Origin of the sequence: Thalassobaculum fulvum (genome assembly GCF_014652915.1) — a bacterium.
Lineage (GTDB): Bacteria > Pseudomonadota > Alphaproteobacteria > Thalassobaculales > Thalassobaculaceae > Thalassobaculum_A > Thalassobaculum_A fulvum.
In genome coordinates, this window is sequence record NZ_BMZS01000006.1 from 280148 (window position 1) to 299309 (window position 19162).

17 protein-coding genes are annotated in these 19162 nt (G+C 71.1%); 3 read left to right on the forward strand and 14 right to left on the reverse strand.

Features of this window, described 5'->3' with window-relative positions:
* Positions 1-15: 15 nt before the first annotated feature.
* Positions 16-1275: a serine hydrolase domain-containing protein gene (locus IE246_RS14680; protein WP_189990877.1), complete on the forward strand. Its 1260-nt coding sequence runs from the start codon at positions 16-18 to the stop codon at positions 1273-1275.
* A 16-nt stretch (positions 1276-1291) separates the two neighbouring features.
* Here the strand turns inward: IE246_RS14680 and IE246_RS14685 are convergent, their stop codons facing one another.
* The 8 genes from IE246_RS14685 to IE246_RS14720 all read right to left on the reverse strand — a co-directional run bounded on the left by IE246_RS14685 (position 1292) and on the right by IE246_RS14720 (position 11906).
* On the reverse strand, positions 1292-3220 hold the full coding sequence (locus IE246_RS14685; protein WP_229837139.1) for an ABC transporter ATP-binding protein: 1929 nt from the start codon (positions 3218-3220) through the stop codon (positions 1292-1294).
* 76 nt (positions 3221-3296) lie between these two features.
* Entirely contained in the window at positions 3297-3968 is a 672-nt protein-coding gene (locus tag IE246_RS14690) for an HAD-IA family hydrolase (RefSeq protein ID WP_189990879.1), read from the reverse strand.
* Positions 3965-5101 carry a hypothetical protein gene (locus IE246_RS14695; protein WP_189990880.1) on the reverse strand — a complete coding sequence of 379 codons (1137 nt, stop codon included), beginning with the start codon at positions 5099-5101 and terminating at the stop codon, positions 3965-3967. The genes IE246_RS14690 and IE246_RS14695 overlap by 4 nt, the downstream gene beginning before the upstream one ends.
* A gap of 34 nt (positions 5102-5135) precedes the next feature.
* Positions 5136-6098, reverse strand: coding sequence for a hypothetical protein (locus IE246_RS14700; protein WP_189990882.1), 963 nt, complete (start codon positions 6096-6098; stop codon positions 5136-5138).
* A gap of 158 nt (positions 6099-6256) precedes the next feature.
* Positions 6257-7216 carry a glucokinase gene (gene glk, locus IE246_RS14705; RefSeq protein ID WP_189990884.1) on the reverse strand — a complete coding sequence of 320 codons (960 nt, stop codon included), beginning with the start codon at positions 7214-7216 and terminating at the stop codon, positions 6257-6259.
* 8 nt (positions 7217-7224) lie between these two features.
* Positions 7225-8595: an alpha,alpha-trehalose-phosphate synthase (UDP-forming) gene (locus IE246_RS14710; protein WP_189990886.1), complete on the reverse strand. Its 1371-nt coding sequence runs from the start codon at positions 8593-8595 to the stop codon at positions 7225-7227.
* On the reverse strand, positions 8592-10388 hold the full coding sequence (locus IE246_RS14715; protein ID WP_189990888.1) for a glycoside hydrolase family 15 protein: 1797 nt from the start codon (positions 10386-10388) through the stop codon (positions 8592-8594). The genes IE246_RS14710 and IE246_RS14715 overlap by 4 nt, the downstream gene beginning before the upstream one ends.
* Positions 10389-10505: 117 nt before the next feature.
* Complete coding sequence (locus IE246_RS14720; RefSeq protein ID WP_189990890.1) at positions 10506-11906, reverse strand: aminotransferase-like domain-containing protein; 1401 nt, start codon at positions 11904-11906, stop codon at positions 10506-10508.
* An 83-nt stretch (positions 11907-11989) separates the two neighbouring features.
* Between IE246_RS14720 and IE246_RS14725 the strand changes: the two genes are divergently transcribed.
* Positions 11990-12973, forward strand: coding sequence for a DMT family transporter (locus IE246_RS14725; protein WP_189990892.1), 984 nt, complete (start codon positions 11990-11992; stop codon positions 12971-12973).
* Here the strand turns inward: IE246_RS14725 and IE246_RS14730 are convergent.
* The 6 genes from IE246_RS14730 to petA all read right to left on the reverse strand — a co-directional run bounded on the left by IE246_RS14730 (position 12970) and on the right by petA (position 18443).
* Positions 12970-13404 (reverse strand): tetratricopeptide repeat protein, encoded by a 435-nt coding sequence (locus tag IE246_RS14730; RefSeq protein ID WP_189990894.1) that lies wholly within the window; start codon positions 13402-13404, stop codon positions 12970-12972. The two genes, IE246_RS14725 and IE246_RS14730, sit on opposite strands and share 4 nt — an antisense overlap.
* Positions 13405-13415: 11 nt before the next feature.
* Positions 13416-14315, reverse strand: a complete 900-nt coding sequence (locus tag IE246_RS14735) for an S-methyl-5'-thioadenosine phosphorylase (RefSeq protein ID WP_189990896.1) — start codon at positions 14313-14315, stop codon at positions 13416-13418.
* A gap of 125 nt (positions 14316-14440) precedes the next feature.
* Positions 14441-15682, reverse strand: coding sequence for an HD domain-containing phosphohydrolase (locus IE246_RS14740; protein WP_189990898.1), 1242 nt, complete (start codon positions 15680-15682; stop codon positions 14441-14443).
* Between the two features lie 193 nt (positions 15683-15875).
* A complete protein-coding gene (locus tag IE246_RS14745; protein WP_189990900.1) occupies positions 15876-16643 on the reverse strand; it encodes a cytochrome c1 in 768 nt (255 codons plus the stop codon).
* A complete protein-coding gene (locus IE246_RS14750; RefSeq protein ID WP_189990902.1) occupies positions 16643-17896 on the reverse strand; it encodes a cytochrome b in 1254 nt (417 codons plus the stop codon). Before IE246_RS14750 ends, IE246_RS14745 begins: the two co-directional genes overlap by 1 nt.
* Positions 17897-17912: 16 nt before the next feature.
* Positions 17913-18443, reverse strand: a complete 531-nt coding sequence (gene petA, locus IE246_RS14755; RefSeq protein ID WP_189990904.1) for a ubiquinol-cytochrome c reductase iron-sulfur subunit — start codon at positions 18441-18443, stop codon at positions 17913-17915.
* A gap of 183 nt (positions 18444-18626) precedes the next feature.
* Between petA and IE246_RS14760 the strand changes: the two genes are divergently transcribed.
* Positions 18627-19076, forward strand: coding sequence for a tRNA (cytidine(34)-2'-O)-methyltransferase (locus IE246_RS14760; protein ID WP_189990906.1), 450 nt, complete (start codon positions 18627-18629; stop codon positions 19074-19076).
* Positions 19077-19162: the final 86 nt, after the last annotated feature.

A 19162-nucleotide genomic window follows, 5' to 3' on the forward strand; every position in this document is an offset into this window, starting at 1 on the left:
CTTCCCGGATCAGCCATGACCCCGCTCGCCTCGCATCCGTCGCTCGCCCCGTTCGCCGATCGCACCGCCGAGCCGCTGGCGCTCGGCTTCGCGCCCGACCGGCTGGCCCGGCTGTCGGCCTGGATGCGGCGGTACGTCGACGCCGGCAAGGTGCCGTACCTGACGACCCTGATCGCCCGCGACGGCGAGATCGCGTTCCTCGACGCCTGCGGCAGCGGTGACCCGGACAACCAGGCGCCGACCCCGCCGGTCGACCACATCGCGCGCTTCTATTCGATGACCAAGCCGATCACGACGGTGGCGGCGATGACCCTGCTCGAGGAGGGGCTGCTGCAGCTCGACGACCCGGTGGCCAGGTACATCCCGGAGTTCGCCGACACCCGGGTCTACGTCTCGGGCCCGTACTCGGACATGAAGACCGAGCCGCAGCAGAGCCCGATGACCGTGCGGCACCTGATGACCCACACCGCGGGCCTGACCTACGGGCTGTTCGACCCGGGCCCGGTCGGCGAGGCCTACCGCCGGACCCCGGTCAACTTCGGCGCGTCCAAGGGCAGCCTGGCCGAGATGGCGGTGGCCGCGGCCTCGGTGCCGCTGTGCTTCCAGCCCGGCACCAAGTGGACCTACTCGGTGGCGACCGACGTGCTCGGCCGGGTCGTCGAGGTGGTCGCCGGCAAGCCGCTCGACCAGGTGTTCCAGGAACGCATCCTCGGGCCTCTCGGCATGGTCGACACCGCCTTCGGCGTGCCGGCCGGCAAGGCCGGGCGCATGGTCGCCTGCTACGAGAAGACCGCCTCGGTGCTGATGAAGCGGGTCGATGGCGGCGGCGACTCCCGGTTCAGCGGCACCCCGGCGATCTTCTCCGGCGGCGGCGGGCTGGTCTCGACCATCCCCGACTACCTGCGGTTCCTGGAAATGCTGCGCCGCGGCGGCGCGCTCGGCGGCACCCGGGTGCTCGGGCGCAAGACCGTCGAGCTGATGATGGCCAACCACCTGCCGGGCGACATCGCGTCGATGGGGGTGGCGACGTTCTCGGAGATGCCGATGGTCGGGCTCGGTTTCGGGCTCGGCGGCTCGATCCTGCTCGACCCGGCCAAGGCCCAGGTGCTCGGCAGCGAGGGCGAGTTCGCCTGGGGCGGCCTTGCCAGCACCGGGTTCTGGGTCGACCGCGCCGAGGGCATCTCGGCGATCATCGTCACCCAGCTGATGCCGTCCTCGTCCTGGCCAATCCGCCGCGAGCTGCGCAACCTGGTCTATCAGGCGCTGGTCGACTGAGGCGAACCGTTCCCCGTCAGTCGGCGGCGTCCTCGCGCAGGGCGTCCAGGTCGAGGAAGCCGTCCGACTGGCGCTCCCACAGCCGGGCGTACAGACCGCCGCGCGCCACCAGCTCGGCGTGGGTGCCGGTCTCGACGACGCGTCCCCGGTCCATCACCACCAGCCTGTCCATGCGGGCGATGGTCGACAGCCGGTGGGCGATCACGATCACCGTCTTGCCGGCCATCAAGGTCTTCAGGCTCTCCTGGATCGCCGCCTCGGCCTCGGAGTCGAGCGACGAGGTCGCCTCGTCCAGCACCAGGATCGGGGCGTCCTTCAGCAGCGCCCGCGCCACCGCGAGGCGCTGCCGCTGACCGCCGGACAGCTTGACGCCGCGCTCGCCGACGAAGGCGTCGTAGCCCCGCCGGCCGCGCGCGTCGACCAGGCCGGTGATGAAGTCGTCGGCGCGCGCCATCCTGGCCGCCGCGACGATCTCCGCCGCGGTGGCGTCGGGCCGGCCGTAGCCGATGTTGTCGCGGATCGAGCGGTGCATCAGCGACGGGTCCTGGGTCACCACGGCGACGGCGTCGCGCAGCGAGTCCTGGGTGACCGCGGCGATGTCCTGGCCGTCGATCAGGATCCGCCCCGACCGCAGGTCGTAGAGCCGCAGCAGCACCATCATCAGCGACGACTTGCCGGCGCCGGACGGGCCGACCAGCCCGATCCTTTCGCCCGGCCGGACCACCAGGTCGACGCCGTTGAGCGCCGCCGGCCCGGCGCCGTCCTGCCCGTCGCCGTCCTGCCCGTCGCCGTCCTGCCCGGCGCCGCGCTCCCGGCCGTAGTCGAACCGCACCGCCTCGAAGGCGATCTCGCCGCGGGTCACCGCGAGCGGCTGCGCCCCCGGCCGGTCGAGCACGGTCTGCGGCTTCGACAGCGCCTGCACGCTGTCCTCGAGCGTGCCGACGGCGTCGAACAGGTCGCCGAGGTTGAACATCGCGATGCGCGACAGGGTGTGGATCTGCAGCAGCAGCGCCATCGCCGCCGCGACGTCGCCGGCACTGACCCGCCCGGCCTGCCAGAGCAGCACGCCGACGATGCCGCCGCTGGCGATCAGCGCCCCGTTGAGCAGCGACAGCCAGGATATCTGGACGGTGGTGTAGCGGGCCTGCTCGCCCATCCGCTCGACCGCCTGCTCCAGCGACCGGCGGACGTGCGCGTCCTCCCGGGCGTGGCCGGAGAACAGGCGCACGGTGAGGTAGTTGGAATAGCCGTCGACGATCCGCCCGGTGAACACCGAGGCCGCCTCGGCGACCCGCCGGGCGGCTCGCCGGTTGCGCGGCAGGTAAAGCCGGAGCGACAGCGCGTACAGCACGATCCAGCACAGCACCGGCAGCGCGAACAGCGGGCTGCGATAGACCAGGAAGATCACGGTGCCGGCCAGGAACAGCACGGCGTACAGCAGCTGGTCGGTCAGCACCCGAAGCAGCGTGCGGATCGAGCGCCCGGTCTGCACCACGCGCGAGGCGATGCGGCCGACGAAGTCGTTCTGGAAGAACCCGACGTCGTGCCCGGCGACGTATTCGTGGAACCGCCAGCGGACCAGCGAGCTGACGTTGCGGGCGATGGTCTGGTTGCGCAGCAGCGAGGCGAGCACCGTGATCGCCGGGCGCACCAGCACCAGCAGCACGACCAGGACGCCGACCTCGCGCCACGGGTTCGCGACGTTGGCCGGATCGCCGGCGACCAGGTCGACGACCCGGCCGATCGACCACGGAATCGCCACCTCGACGGCGCTGACCGCCGCCGAGGCCGCCACCAGCAGGCCCAGCGGCCAGCCGATCTCGCGCACCAGGCCGAACAGGATCCGCCAGGTCGACGTCGGCGGGGTCAGCGGATGCGGGTCGCCGGCCGGCCGCAGCGGGTCGATGCGGTGCTCGAACCATTCGACGATGCGCCGGACCGGCATGACCGGGCTTCCTCCGTGACGGCGTGCTACCGCTCAACATAGGCGCCCGGCGCCGGCTCGCGGAGTCCCGGCGGCGCTATCGCCGCGGCGTCGTCAGCGTCAGCCGGACACCGTCGGCCACGGGCTCGCCGGCCCGGACGCAGGAGATGTCCGGCACCAGCCAGGTCGCCGCGCCCATGGCTTCGGCGGGCTGGGTGGTGGTGAAGCCGAGGACCCGCATGCCGGCCGCCAGCCCGGCCTGCACGCCCGGGGCCGCGTCCTCGACGACGACGCAGTCGCCGGCCGGCACGCCGAGCCGCTCGGCCGCCAGCAGGTAGCCGTCGGGCGCCGGCTTGCCGCGGCTGACGTCCTCGGCGCACACCATGACCGCAGGCACCCGGATCGCCCCGCGCCGCAGCCGGTCGACGGCAATGCTGCGCGGCGCCGAGGTCACGATCGCGTAGCGGTCGAGCGGCAGCGATCCCGCCAGGGCGGCCGCCCCCGGAAACGCGCGGAATCCCTCGGTGTCCTCCAGCTCCTGGCGGATCAGCACCTGCCACTCCGCCTGGGCGTCCAGATGCGGCGCCACCAGCGCGATGGTCTCGAGCGCCCGCCGGCCATGGATCAGCGGCATCACCACCGACTCGGCGATGCCGTGACGCCGCGCCCAGGACCGCCAGCTGCGCTCCACCACGCCGGAGGAGTCGACCAGCACCCCGTCCATGTCGAACAGCACGGCCCCGCAGTCGACCGTAACGGCGGGCGTCATCGGGCGGCTTCCGGCCCGGCGTCGGCGGTGGCCCGCCACAGGTACGCCGCCATGTCCCGGAACGCCGCCCCGACGGTCTGCTGCCGCCGGACGAAGATGGTCTCGCAGTCCTTCAGGAACCGGTCGAGCTCGTAGCGGGCGCCGGACGGCCCCCAGGCGAACGGCGGCAGGTATTTCGGCGGGTCGCCGGCGAACACGTTGCAGCCGACGTCGATGACGGTGCCGGTGTTCAGGCATGTGCCGATCGCGATCTTCACGCAGTCGCCGACGATCGAGCCGAACTTCATGCGGCCGAGCGGAACCGGCACCGGCTCGCCGCCACGCCCAGGAAGGAAATCCGTCGGCACCGACAGCCGGACCTCGCCGTAGTTGTTCTTCAGGTCCGAGGTGGTGACCAGCGCGCCGAGGTTGACCCAGCGCCCGACGATGCTGTGGCCGAGGAATCCCTCGTGATGCTTGTTCGAGAAGTCGCCGAGGATGCTGCATTCGATCTCGCCGCCGACCCGGCAGTGCCGGCCGATCGCCACCGGCCCGAGCAGACGGCAGTTGTCGACCCGGGCGTCCGGCCCGACATAGGCCGGCCCGGCGATGTAGGAGAACTGCCCGACGCTGGCCCGGGCATCGATGGCGATCGGGCCGTCGCGGGTATCGAGGATGGTGCCGGGATACAGCGCCGCCTCAGGGTGCAGGAACACCTCGGACGGCGTGCCGACGACGTGCACGCCGTCGCCGGGCTGCGCCATCGCCACGAAGCCGCCGCGCGCCACGGCCGCCGCGATGTCGTCGACGATCCGCCCGCCCAAATCGTCCAGCAACCGGCCGGCGGCGAACTCGCCGGAATCGATCACGGCCTCGAAGGCCGAGGCGATCTCGTCGGTCTCGCCGGCGAGGTAGCGAAGCGCCAGGTGCTCCGGATGCAGCGACCGGAACGGCGCGGCGCCAAGGATGGCGGCGGCCTGCCGTTCGTACTCCGCCTCGGGGTGAAAGTAGGCGATCTCCGCGTCCGGGCTCGCGAGCCGGAGCCGCTCGACCGGCGCGTGGAGGCCGTTACGGCTGCCGAACACCGTCCAGACCCGGCTGACGTGCCGGGACGCCGCCGTGTCGCGATCGAGGAGCAGAACCGTCGAACCCATCCGCCTATCGTCCCGTCATCCTTGCGACCGAACCCTACGGCTTGAGCGCCGTCAGCGCATGCCGGCTCTCACAGAACTCCCCCAGCTCGTCAAGCTCGGCCGAGAAGAAGATGCTGCGGTCCTCGGCCGACAGGTCGGTGACGAGCCCGGCGTACACGTCGGCTTCGAGCTGCTCGTGCCGGGTCCGGGCCTCGCGCTCGGCCTCGTCGAACCAGCCGCGCACGCCCGGGTCCTGCACGATCGCCGCGCAGCGCCGGGCGATGTCGCCGGCCTCGAACAGCACCCGGCTCTCCATCATCACCTTGACCGCGATCTTGTCCTTCACCGTCTCCAGCCCGGCCTGCCGGCGGACGTCGCCCGGCGTCTTGATGATGAAATCGAGTTCCTCCTGGATGGTCGGGTGACGCAGCCAGAAGTACTTGTGCTTGAGCAACTCGGTTTCGAGCCGGTCCTTCAGGTGCAGGTCCGGCTCGTCCAGCAGGATCACCAGGTCGATGTCCGAGCCCCGCACCGGTATTCCGGTCGAGTGCTCGCGCCGGCGGGCGTCGTGGGCCAGGTCGTAGACAACGTCGCCGCAGATCAGCACCGCGAAGTCGCCGGTCAGCTCGGCCGCGCAGAGGTCGTGCAGCTCCCGCACCAGGTCCTGCGCCAGCTCGCGCTTGCGCCGGCTGATGGTCCGGTGCTTGTCGACCAGCGCCGCGAACGCCGCGTCGAGCGCCGCCCCGTCTTGCGCCGCCCCCTCCAGCCCGAACAGCGTGAAGCTGATGAACTTGCGCAGGAACGAGGGGCTGATGCGCGCGCAGCCGGGCGAGTCGGCGTCGATCCGCAGGTAGCTGGTCCGCAGCGCGCGACGGCCGACCGCGGGATCGGTCCCGAGGACGCGCGCCAGGGTCAGCACGTTCTCGCCGGTGTGCGAGACCAGGTCGACGCCGAGCGACGGTCCGCGCGCGTGCAGGAAGCCCCGCAGGACCGCCGCGAGGTCGCCGTCGCCGCTCATGGGCGGCCCGGACGGGGCGAACGGATCGCAGATGGGGCGGGCCGGCTCATTCCGGGATCGACGTCACGCCAGTTTCGCTCGACGGCCACGGTATCCCGGCCGGGCGACCCCGTCGAGCCACGCCCCTGCTCGGGCACGCCCCTGCTCGGCCACGCCCCCTACTCGGCGGCGATGGCGCTCAGCCCGAGCAGGCCCGGCTGGGCGTGCGTCACCACCGCCGTCGGGATCCGGCGCAGGTAGGCGCTGGACCGGCCCTTGGCCTCGAACCGCGCGCGGAACCGCTCCGGATCGAACAGCTCGCCGAGATAGAGCGGCATGCCGCCGGCAAGGTAGACGCCGCCGGTCGCCCCGAACGTCAGGGCGAGGTCGCCGGCGACCGTCGCCAGCAGATCGACGAACATCGCGACCGCCCGCAGCGCTTGTGCCTCGCCACCGCGGGCCGCCGCCAGCACCGACTCGGATTCGCGGTCCGGCCGCGGCGCCGCCCCCTCGACCACGGCGATCGCCGCGTCCAGCGCCGGCAGGCCGATCCCGGACAGCACCCGTTCCGCCGAAACGTGGTCGACCCGCCGTCGCAGGACGGCCAGGACGGCGCTCTCGGCGTCGGTCATCGCCGGCAGGGTGACGTGCCCGCCCTCGCCCGGCACGGCCAGCCAGCCGCGCGGGCCGACCGGCACCAGCCCGGCCACGCCCAGCCCGGTGCCGGGGCCGATCGCGACCATCGGACCGCGTGGCTCGGGATGCCAGTCGCCGACGACGTGCCGGTCCGCCGGCCCGAGCAGCGGCAGAGCCCGCGCCACCGCGGCGAAGTCGTTGACCAGCCTGACCGTGTCGAGCCCGAAACGGCGGGCCACCGCCGCCCCGTCGATGTCCCAGTCGGCATTGGTCAGCTGCACCCGGTTGCCGCTCACCGGGCCGGCGACCGCCAGGATCGCACGGTCCGGCCGGGTCTGCCCGGCCTTGGTGGCGAGGTAGTCGGCGATCGCCTGCTCGACGCTGTCGAAGTCGGCGGTATGGACGATCTCGACCGAGCGGAAGCGGCCGGCCGCGTCGGACAGCGCGAACCGGGTGTGGGTGCCGCCGACATCGGCCAGAAGGGCGGGCAGCGGCTCCACCATCGTCCGCCTCACCGCCCCTGGAGCGCGCGCAGGAAGCTGCGCCGCCAGACGCCGAGGTTGTTGGCGCGCAAGGCCGACATCATCGAGGTCCAGCGCGCGCGCCGCTCCTCCACCGGCATCGCCAGCGCCCGTTGCAGGCCGTCGGCGACGTATTCGTGGTCGTACGGGTTGACCGTCACCGCGCCGTCCAGCTCGGCCGCCGCGCCGGCGAACTGCGACAGCACCAGCACGCCCGGATCCTCCGGGTCCTGACAGGCCACGTACTCCTTGGCCACCAGGTTCATGCCGTCGCGCAGCGGCGTCACGAAGCCGACCCGGGCCGCCCGGAAGAACCCGGTCAGCTGGTCGCGCTGGAACGACTTGTTCAGGTAGCGCAGCGGCACCCAGTCGAACTCGGCAAACCGGCCGTTGATGCGCCCGGCCTTGCCTTCCAATACCTCCCGGATCGCCCGGTAGCTCTGCACGTCGGAGCGCGACGGCGGCGCGATCTGCATGTAGGAAACATGGCCGCGCAGGCCGGGCGCGGCTTCCAGCAGGGTCTCGTAGGCGTCGAACCGGCGGTCCAGTCCCTTGGAGTAGTCGAGCCGGTCGACACCGACGATCAGGTCCTTGCCGGCGAGCGATTCGACCAGCCGCCGGGTCTGCCGCGAGCGTGCCGAGGCCGCCGCCTGCGACGCCAGCTGGTCCGGGTAGATGCCGATCGGGAACGCGCACGCCCGCGAGCGTTCGCCATAGGCCTCGAAGCGGCCGTTCCGCCCGACGCTGCCGCCGGCGATCGTCCGGATGTAGGCGAGGAAGTTCCGCACGTCGTTCTCGGTCTGGAACCCGACGACGTCGTAGGCGCACAGCGACTGCACCAGGTAGGCGTGGTCGGAGCAGGCGGTCAGCAGGTCCGGCGGCGGGAACGGGATGTGCAGGAAGAACCCGATCCGGTTGCGGTGCCCCATCATCCGCAGGTCGCGGCCGAGCGGGATCAGGTGGTAGTCGTGCACCCAGATCAGGTCGTCCGGCTCCAGCATCGACGACAGCCGCCCGGCGAACTCCTCGTTGACCCGCCGATACCCCGCGACGTAGCTGCGCTGGTATTCGACGAACTCCATGCGGTAGTGGAACAGCGGCCACAGGGTGGCGTTGGCGTAGCCCTTGTAGAACGCGTCGTAGTCGCGCCGGGCCAGCGGCATGGTCGCATAGGTGATCCGGCCCTTGGTCTCGGTCTTCACCCGGGACGAGCCGCTGGTGTAGATCTCGCCGGACCAGCCGAACCAGACGCCGCCGACCTCCGACAGCGCTTCCTGGACCGCGACTGCCAGGCCGCCCGAGGACTGCTTGCCCTCCTGGATCGGGGCGACGCGGTTCGATACGACGACCAGACGGCTCACACCACCTCCTCCCACGGCCGCGACAGCCGCATGGCGCACTTGATCAGGCCGACCATCGAGTAGGTCTGCGGGAAGTTGCCCCACAGTTCGCCGGTCACCGGGTCGACGTCCTCGGACAGCAGGCCGAGGGTGTTGCGGCAGGCCAGGACCTCCTCGAACATCCGCCGGGCCTCATCCTTCCGGCCGATCGCCGCCAGCGCCTCGATGAACCAGAAGGTACACACCGTGAACGCGACCTCCGGGGTTCCGAAATCGTCGGGCGCGTCGTAGCGGAACACGTGGCTGCCGCGCTTGAGGCCGCGCTCGATCGCCTCGACCGTGCCGACGAACCGCGGGTCGTCGGCCTTCAGGAAACCCAGCTCGTGCATCAGCAGCAGGCTGGCGTCGAGGTCGTCGCCGCCGAAGGTCGCGGCGAACCCGCCGAGCTTCTCGCTCCAGCCGCGCTCGCACAGCCGGGCGTGCATGGTGTCGGCATGGCCGCGCCACTCGGCCGCCTCCTCGGCGAACCCGAGCTGGAAGGCGATCCGGGCCAGCCGGTCGGCCGCCGCCCAGCACATCATGGCAGAGAAGGTGTGGACCGAGGCGCGGGTCCGCAGCTCCCAGATCCCGGCGTCGGGCACCTCGAAGCGCTCGATCGCGGCATGCCCGAGCGGCGTGAGCTGGCGGTACAGGGCCTCGTCGCCCTTCCGGACCAGCCGGGAGTCGAAGAAGCTCTGGGTGACCGCCAGGATGATCGCACCGAACACGTCGTGCTGGACCTGCCGGTAGGCCTGGTTGCCGACCCGCACCGGCCCCATGCCGCGATAGCCGGGCAGGGTGTCGACGATCCGCTCCTCGACCCGGTCCTCCAGCGTCAGCGAGTACAGCGGCTGCAGGATCTCGCCCTCGGTCCCCTTGGCGACCACGTTCTGGATGTAGCGGAGGTAGTGCTCCAGCGTCCGGGTGGCCGACAGCCGGTTCAGGGTGTGGACCACGAAATAGGCGTCGCGCAGCCAGCAGTAGCGGTAGTCCCAGTTGCGCTGGCTGTGCGGCGCCTCGGGGATCGAGGTGGTCATGGCGGCGATCACCGCCCCAGTCTCCTCGAAGGTGCACAGCTTCAGGGTGATGGCGGCGCGGATCACCTCGGCCTGCCACTCGAACGGGATGTTCAGCGAGCGCGTCCAGTTGCGCCAGTACGCCACGGTGTCGTCGAAGAACACCCGGGCGGTGTCCCGGATCGAGTCCTGCAGGCTCTCGTCGGCGCCCAGCAGGAAGGTCGCCGGCCCATCGAGCAGGAACCATGCCTCGTCGATGATGTAGGAAGGCACCGCGTCGGTGGTCAGCCGGACGGTCTGCGACGGGCCGACCCAGCGGATGTGGTTCGAGCCGCGCGTCACCTGCGGCTCGACCGCGCCCCAGCCGAACGCCGGGCGTATCCGAACCCGGATCCGCGGCAGGCCGGCGACCGGGCGGACGTGGCGGACGATCGTGGTCGGCCGGAACATCCGGTCGTGCCGGTTGAAGCGGGGCGCGAAGTCGGTGATCTCGATCGCCGCCCCGTTCTCGGCGGTGATCCGGGTCACCAGTACCGGCGTGTTGGGCACGTAGTGGCGCTCGGCGTGGGTCGCGCCGGCCAGGTCGATCGCGAAGAACCCGCGGTCGGCCGGCGTCGCCTCGTCGTCGACGCGCAGCAGGGCGTCGAACACCGGCTCGCCGTCGAAGCGCGGCAGGCAGCACCACACGATCTTTGCGTAGGGGTCGACGAGCGCGCCGAAGCAGCAGTTGCCGATCAGTCCGAGGTCGAGGGTGCTCACAGGCCGTGAAGCTCCGCGCCGGTGGGTACCGGGGAAAGGTAGGCACCCGCGCCGGGACGGTCAAACGCGCGGTAGCCCTGGCACGCCGGCCCTCCTCTCACAACACGCCCCCGAACCTCACACCAGGAACGCGTCGGCGTCGTAGCCGCCGTCCAGCAGGCGGGCGATCGTCCGCAGGCCGATCTCGACGCGCTCCCGGTCGATCTCGTGGCTGAGGCACAGGCGGACGGCTGCCGGGCGCGCCCGCGCGTCCACCGCGAAACGCGGGCCGCCCCGGACCTCGACACCGAGCCGGCGGGCGGCGGCCTCGAACCCGTCCGGCGACCAGGGATCCGGCAGGGGCAGCCAGAGATGGAATCCGTCCGGCGACCCGGCCAGGACACCGCCGGCCAGCATCGCCCGCGCCATTTCCCGGCGGTGCCGGGCCTCGGCCCGCTGTTCGGCGTTCAGCCGCTCGGCGGTGCCGTCCTCGATCCAGCGCGTCGCGACCTCGGCCATCAGTGGCGGCGGCATCCAGGACGACAGGGCGACCGCCGACCGCAGGGCGGCCTCCAGACGCTCCGGCGCGTGCAGGTACCCGACCCGGAGGCCCGGTGCCAGGCTCTTCGACGTGCTCGCCACCAGGACCGTCCGGTCCGGCGCGTACGCGGCCAGCGGCGCCGGGCGCGCGGCAGGCAGAAAGCCGAAGACGTCGTCCTCGACGACGGTCAGGCGGTGGCGCTCGGCCAGATCGGCGATCGCCCGGCGACGCTCGGCGCCCATCGTGACCGCGGTCGGCGTCTGCAGGGTCGGTGTGCAGCACAGGACCCGCGCCGCCGTGGTCCGGCACAGCTCGTCCAGCGCCGCGGGCGCGACGCCCTCGCCGTCCAGGGCGACCGGGAACACGTGCAGTCCGAGACGGCGCGCGATCGCCAGCAGGGGCGGATAGGTCAGTTCCTCGACCAGGATGGCGTCGCCCGGCCGGGTCAGGGCCAGAAGCGTCACCAACAGCCCATGCTGCGCGCCGCTGGTGAGCACGACGCGACGTCCGCTCCCGTCCAGGCCCAGCGTGGCGATCCAGCGGCGCCCCGCTTCGGCGTGACGGTCCAGCGCGACGTCGGGCTTGTGGTCCAGGAGCGCGCCCAGGGCGGTGTCGGCGGCGAGCCCTGCGAGGGTCCGGGCGAGCGCGTCCGCGGCGGAGCCGCGGAACGGCAGATTGTTGGCGAAGTCGATCGGCCCGGCGACCGGCCGGGTCAGCGCCGCCCGAGCTCCTTCGGCCGCCGGTCGGTCGGCGGGCGGCGTCCGGACATAGGTTCCCCGCCCGACCGCGCCGTCCAGGTAGCCGCGTCGGATCGCTTCCGCATAGCCACGGGTCACCGTGTTGAGGGACAGCCCCAGACGGTAGGCGAGATCGCGCTGCGGCGGCAGGCGGTCGCCGGGCGCCAGCCGGCCGCTCGCCACGGCAGCGCCGACCGCATCGGCGATCGCGCAGTAGGCCGGACCGGCATGCCGGGAGAGGTCGGGGCACCACATTGTCATCAGCGCAATACTCTCATTGCAACGACAGCGAGACAAGAATATCGATGCAAAATGCATCGATACGCACACTGGAGCCCGATCCCATGGACAGGTCACCCCGAACCGGCATCGGCTTCGCTCTGCTGTGCCTCGGGATCCTCGGCGCGCTGCCGATCCTGGCCAACGCCCGTCCCGCCGGGAGTGCCGGCCTGACGTTCGCGGTCTGGCTGACGTTCTGGCAGCTCGTCGCCTCCCTGCCGCTGTTCGGAGCCGAGATCCTGCGCGCCCGTAGCGCGGATCCGCTCGGGCGTCTGGTGCAAGCCTGCCGGGGACGATCCGGGCTGATCGCCCTCGTCACCGGCGCGATGTTCGGCGGATCGACCTACATGTACGTGGTTGCGGCGGAACGGGCGGGCCCCGTCAGCCTCGCCATCGCCCTGCAGGCCTATCCGGTCTTCGCGACGCTGGTCGAGCGGCTGTTCCTCGGCAAGCGCAAGTCGGGCGCCGAACTGTTCTTCACGGCCCTGATGATCGCGGCGCTGGTCTACCTGACGACCGAGGGGACCTTCCGGGTCGCCGACATCTCCTGGTGGACCGTGTTCGCCCTCGGCATCCCGCTGCTGTGGAGCGTCGCGCACATCATGCTGAAGCGGGTGCTCGAGACGACGCCGGCGACGCCGAACCAGGTGACGGTCTCCCGCCTCGTGGTGTCCGGCGGCTGCCTCCTGGTGCTGGCGATGGTCATCGGGGACGGCGCGGGGCTGCTGGCGGCCGGCATCGACCCGTCGTTTCAGCGGGCGGCGATCGTCATGGGCGTCGCCTACTACCTGGAGCTGATCCTCTGGTTCCACGCCATGCGGCACATCGACGTGTCGCTGGCCAGCTCCGTCACGGTTCCCGCCCCGGCGGTGACGATGCTGCTGGCGGTACTGGTGCTCGGCGACAGCCTGCAGACCTACCAGCTGCTCGCCATGGCGCTGATCGCCGCCGGCATGTACGGGCTGGTGCTGACCGGCGGACGGGGCGAGCGGACGTCGGAGCCCCCGACCGCGCGACCCGAACGGCCGGGCAACCGCCCCCGAGCCTAGCGTTGCCCCTGCGCCAGCGCCTCCTGGGCGCCGGCGTGGCCGGGCTCGAACAGCAGGCACTGCTGCCAGCACACGGCCGCCTGGTCGGGCTCGCCGAGCTCCTTGAAGGCGACGCCGAGCCCGTACCAGCACTCGGCGTCGCGCGGGTTGACGTAGATCGCGTGGCGCAGCGCGTCGGCGGCCTCGTGCCACCAGCCGCCACGGGCGCACACCTTCGCCATGTGGAACAGGTAGGTGCGCTCCGCCGGTTCGATCACCAGCGCCCGGCCAATCAGCTCGGCCGCCTCGGCCACCCGGCCGTTCTCCAGCGCCAGCACCGACTTGACGTTGAGCGTGCGGGCGTCGTCCGGACGCGACGCGGTGACCTTGCGGTACAGGCCCTCCAGGCCGCCGATACCGCCCCGCCCCCTGCCGCGTCCGGGACCGCGCACCGGGCCGGCCTCTAACCCTGCACCGGACCGCCGAGCACCCGGCCGGCAACCGCGTCGAGGCGGGCGACGACCTCCGGATCGCGCGCCTCGGCATGGGTGATCAGCGCGTACTCCAGGGCGTGGTCGCCGCCCTGCTCGTCGACCAGCGGCCGACGCCGCAGCTTGGGCGCCGCAGTCTTGATCAGCGACCGGGCGTGCTCGGCGTTCGACAGCAGGACCTTGACCACCATCTCGACCGTGACGTGGTCGTGGTCCGGATGCCAGCAGTCGTAGTCGGTGACCATGGCGACCGTCGCATACGGGATCTCCGCCTCGCGCGCCAGCTTGGCCTCCGGCATGTTGGTCATGCCGATGACGTCGCAGCCCCAGGACCGGTACAGGTTGGACTCGGCCAGGCTCGAGAACTGCGGCCCTTCCATGGTCAGGTAGGTACCGCCGCGGGTGTGCGCGAGGCCGAGTTCCTTGCAGGCCGCCTCCAGCGCGTCGCCAATCCGGGTACTGACCGGGTGCGCCATCGACACGTGCGCCACGCAGCCCTTGCCGAAGAAGCTCTTCTCGCGGGCGAACGTCCGGTCGATGAACTGGTCGACCAGGACCAGGTGGCCCGGCGCGTATTCGTGCTTCAGCGAGCCGACCGCCGAGACCGAGATGATGTCGGTGACCCCGGCGCGCTTGAGGGCGTCGATGTTGGCCCGATAGTTGATGTCGGTCGGGCTGTAGCGGTGGCCGCGGCCGTGGCGCGGCAGGAATACCAGCCGCTGGCCGTCGAGTTCGCCGAACAGCAGCTGGTCGGACGGTTCACCGAACGACGACGGCACGGTTTCCCAGCGCGTGTTCTCGAGGCCGTCGATCTGATAGACGCCGCTGCCGCCGATTACGCCGACTAGGGCCTCCCGGGTATCGTCCGCCATGGTCCGTCTTTCCGCTGTTCGTTCTTCACAAGACCTATAGCGCGGGGCAGCGGCCGAGCGAAAGGGCGTGCGGCGCCGCGCCCGCTCTGCCGAAGCGGATCTCGGGCCGACCCGGCCCCGGTCGATCACACATTCACCGCCGGGAACTCGAAGCCCTCGCGCCAGACCGTCAGGCAGGCATCGACGACGGCGGGGTCGTATCGGGTCGCCCGGCCGTCCCGGATCTCGGCCAGTGCCGCGTCCTTCCCGAGCGCGGGCCGGTACGGCCGGTGGCTGCACATCGCCTCGACGACATCGGCGACCGCGATGATCCGGGCCTCGCGGCGGATCTCCCCGCCCTTCAGGCCGCACGGGTAGCCGGAGCCGTCGAGCCGCTCGTGGTGCTGCCGGATGATGTCGGCGACCGGCCACGGGAACGAGACCGATCGCAGGATCTCGTAGCCGTGGTCCGAGTGTGACTTCACGATCTCGCGCTCGCTGGGCGTCAGCAGGGCCGGCCGGACCAGGATGTCCGCCGGCACCGCCAGTTCGCCGATGTCGTGCAGGCTGGCGGCGTACTGGAGCCCCTCGCGCTCCTCCGGGGGCAGCCCCATCTCGTCGGCGATCGCCAGCGACAGGGCGGTCACCCGCTGCTCGTGACCGGCCGTGTAGGCGCCGCGCTTCTCGACCGCGACGGTCAGCGCCGCGACCGTCTGCCGGAGCAGGTGCTGCGCGCGCAGCACCGACTGCTGCAACTCGTCCTGGATCGCCTTGAGGTCGGTCAGGTCGACGCCGACCACGGCGACCCTGTCGATCCGCCCGTCCGCGTCGCGGCCGGCGGCACCGTGCCAGCGGTACAGGCGGGCCGAGCCGTCGGCGGTGATGATCCGGGCATCCACGCTGTCCGGCCGGCCGGTCTGGACCACGCGCCCGAGCGCCGCCGCCGCGGCGGCGAGGTCGTCGGCATGCGCCAGGTCGGCGATCGTCGCCTCGGACAGCCGTTCCGGGCCAAGCCCGGTCAGGGTCTCCAGGGCGCCGTTCCATTCGAGGTGCCGGCCCTCGGGCGACAGCACCAGCAGCGGATTGGGGATCGCGTTCGCCAGTTCGCCGAGCCGCTGCTGCGCGGTGATCCGCCGCCGGCGTTCGCCCTCCTCGCGGCGGGCGAGATACGTCCACGTCGCGAACAGCCCGAGGGCGGTGACCAGGACGAAGACGGTGCCCTTGATCGTGCCGTACTCGACGAGGCGGCTCGAATCCTTGACGAGAAGGCCCAGCAGTCGATCGGACAGGACGATGTAGACCGTTGCCACAACGGCGTAGACGCCGGCGACCACCGCGGCGCGGCCGATCAGGCGTCTCCCGAGACCCAGAAGCCCGTATGGTTGCATCCGTTATTTGTACCACCCGTGCGCCGATCACGACACACGCAATGCAGATCAAATATCGCCGATCGATCCCGGGGCCCCCCCCCATTCCCGACCGTCCAGCGCACCATCCACGACCTCGACGGCCGTCGCCGTCAAACGGAAAGGGCCGGAAGGTTTCCCTTCCGGCCCTGCCCGGTACGTCCGTGACGGACGGTCAGTGCACGTCGGCCCAGATCTTCCGCTTGGTCGCGTAGAGCAGGCCGGTGAACACCAGCAGGAACAGGATGGTCATCAGACCGGCCCGCTTGCGCTCCTCCAGGTTCGGCTCGGACGCCCACGCCAGAAACGTGGTCACGTCCTTGGCCTGCTGGGCGATCGTCGCGGCGGTGCCGTCGCCGTAGGTCACGCCGTCCGGGAACAGCGGCGGCGGCATGGCGATCTGGTGCCCCGGGAAATAGGCGTTGTAGTACATGCCGTCGGGAACGGTGACGCCGGACGGCGCGTCCTGGTAGCCGGTCAGCACCGCGTAGATGTAGTCGGCACCGCCGGCGCGGGCGTCGACGATCAGCGACAGCTCGGGCGGAAGGGCGCCGCCGTTGGCGGCCCGCGCCGCCGCGTCGTTCGGGAACGGGCTGACGAAGCGGTCCGACGGCTTGGCGGGACGCTCGAACATCTCGCCCTCGTCGTTCGGTCCGTCGGTCACCTGCTTCTCGGCCGCGATCGCCTTGATCTCGTCCTCGTTGTAGCCGAGCTGCTCGAGGTTGCGGTACGCGACGTAGTCCAGCCCGTGGCAGCTGGCGCAGACGTTCTGGTAGACCTGGAAGCCGCGCTGCAGGGCGGCCCTGTCGAAGGTGCCGAAGATCCCCCCGAACGACCACTCCTGCGACGGGATGGCCACGCCCTCGGCGGCCATCGCCGCCGGGGCCGCGAGGCTGGCCGCGACCAATCCGGCCGCCGCCAGCGTCTTGATGCGCGCGATCATCAGACCTTCTCCCTCGGGGTCGCGGTCGCGCCGGCGAACCCTGCGCCGCCGCCGGTCACCGGCTCGCTGATCGATTTCGGCAACTGCCGCGGGGTCTCGAACACCGAGAGCAGCGGCAGGATCACCAGGAAGTGGATGAAGTAGTAGGCGGTCGCCAGTCGCGACGCGATCACGTACCAGCCCTCCGGCGGCTTGCCGCCGAGATAGGTCAGCGCCACCACGTCGATCACCAGGATCCAGAAGAAGATCTTGAAGATCGGGCGGAACTGGCCGCTGCGGACCGGCGAGCGGTCGAGCCAGGGCAGGATGAACAGCACCGCGATGGCGCCGAACATGAACAGCACGCCGCCGAGCTTGTCCGGGATCGCGCGCAGGATCGCGTAGAACGGCAGGAAGTACCATTCCGGCACGATGTGCGCCGGGGTCACCAGCGGGTCGGCCGGGATGTAGTTGTCCGGGTGCCCCATGTAGTTCGGCGCGAAGAACACGAACGCCGAGAAGATGATCAGGTACACGCCGAGGCCGAAGGCGTCCTTCGCGGTGTAGTACGGGTGGAAGGGGATCTGATCCTTCGGGCCCTTGACGTCGATGCCGAGCGGGTTGTTCGAGCCGAACCGGTGCAGCGCCACCAGGTGCAGCACCACCACGCCGACGATCACGAACGGCAGCAGGTAGTGCAGCGAGAAGAAGCGGTTCAGGGTCGCGTTGTCGACCGCGAAGCCGCCCCACAGCCAGGTCACGATGCTGTCGCCGACCACCGGGATGGCCGAGAACAGGTTGGTGATCACGGTGGCGCCCCAGAAGCTCATCTGGCCCCAGGGGAGCACGTAGCCCATGAACGCGGTCGCCATCATCAGCAGCAGGATGACCACGCCGAGCATCCACAGCAGCTCGCGCGGCGCCTTGTACGACCCGTAGTACAGGCCGCGGAAGATGTGGATGTAGACCACGATGAAGAAGAAGCTGGCCCCGTTCATGTGGATGTAGCGGATCAGCCAGCCGTAGTTGACGTCGCGCATGATGCGCTCGACGGAGCTGAACGCGTAGTCCACGTGCGGGGTGTAGTGCATCGCCAGGGTGATGCCGGTCACCAGCATGACGACCAGGGCGATCCCGGCGAGCGACCCGAAGTTCCACCAGTAGCTCAGGTTCTTCGGGGTCGGGTACTCGTGCATCTCGTGATGCATGAAGCTGAAGATCGGCAGCCGATGGTCGATCCAGCGCACGATCGAGTTGTCGAATTTCGCGGCCATGACGCGTCGCCCTCCCTCAGCCGATCCGGACGACGGTATCGGAGATGTACTGATACTCCGGGACCTCGAGGTTCCGCGGCGCGGGACCCTTCCGAATGCGCCCGGACGTGTCGTAGTGCGAGCCGTGGCACGGGCAGAACCAGCCGCCGAACTCGCCCTTCGGATCCGAGGGCTTCTGGCCGAGCGGGACGCAGCCGAGGTGCGTGCACACGCCGACCACGATCAGCTGCTCCGGCTTGGTCGCGCGCTCGGCGTCGGTCTGCGGGTCGCGCAGGTCCGCAAGCGGTACCGCCCGGGCCTCGTCGATCTCCTGCTGCGTCCGGTGCCGCACGAACACCGGCTTGCCGCGCCACTTGACGGTCACCGCCATGCCCTCGGCGACCGTCGACGTGTCGAACTCGATGGATGCGAGCGCCAGCGTGTCCGCCGCCGGGTTCATCTGGTCGATGAACGGCCAAGCCACGCACGCCGCCCCGACGGCGCCGACCGCGGCCGTCGCGACATACAGGAAGTCGCGGCGGGTCTCGCCCTGATGGGTGTCAGCCATGGTCCTCCAGCCCTCAAACGGTCGCCCCCGGACGACCCGTGACTCATTTCACTATACGGACCGGGCGGCCGGACCAACGCGACGCGCTGTCGCAATCCGGCCGGCGTTCCCGCCCCGTGCCGCTTCGCTATACCGCAGGCCCCGGAGGTTTGCAAAGCGTCGCGCCGCGGTTATTAGCCGCGCATGCGTCTCGTGCTGTTCGAACCCGACATTCCGCAGAACACCGGAACCATACTCCGGCTGGCCGCCTGTCTCGGCGTCGGAGTCGACATCGTGGAACCCTGCGGCTTCGTGTGGTCCGAGCCGCGGCTGCGGCGGGCCGGCATGGACTACCTGGAGTTCGCCGAGGTGCGGCGTCACAGCTCCTGGAGCACATACCTGGCGGCGCGCCAGCCGGGGCGGCTGGTCGTGCTGTCGACCCGCGGGTCGGTCGCGCTGCCGGATGTGCGATTCGCGCCGGACGACCGCCTGCTTCTCGGCCGCGAAAGCGCCGGCGTGCCGGACGCCGTCCACGCCGCCGCCGACCTGGCGGTCCGGATTCCCATGGTCGCCGGCGCGCGCTCGCTGAACGTCGCAGTCAGCGCCGGGATCGTCGTCGCCGAGGCGCTGCGCCAGACCGCGGGATGGCCCTGACGCGTCCACGGTAGGAGCGGCCGGTGGGTCCCGGAGCCGCCCGCTCGCGCGGACCCTCCGGGATGACGGAAATTATACAGCTATCC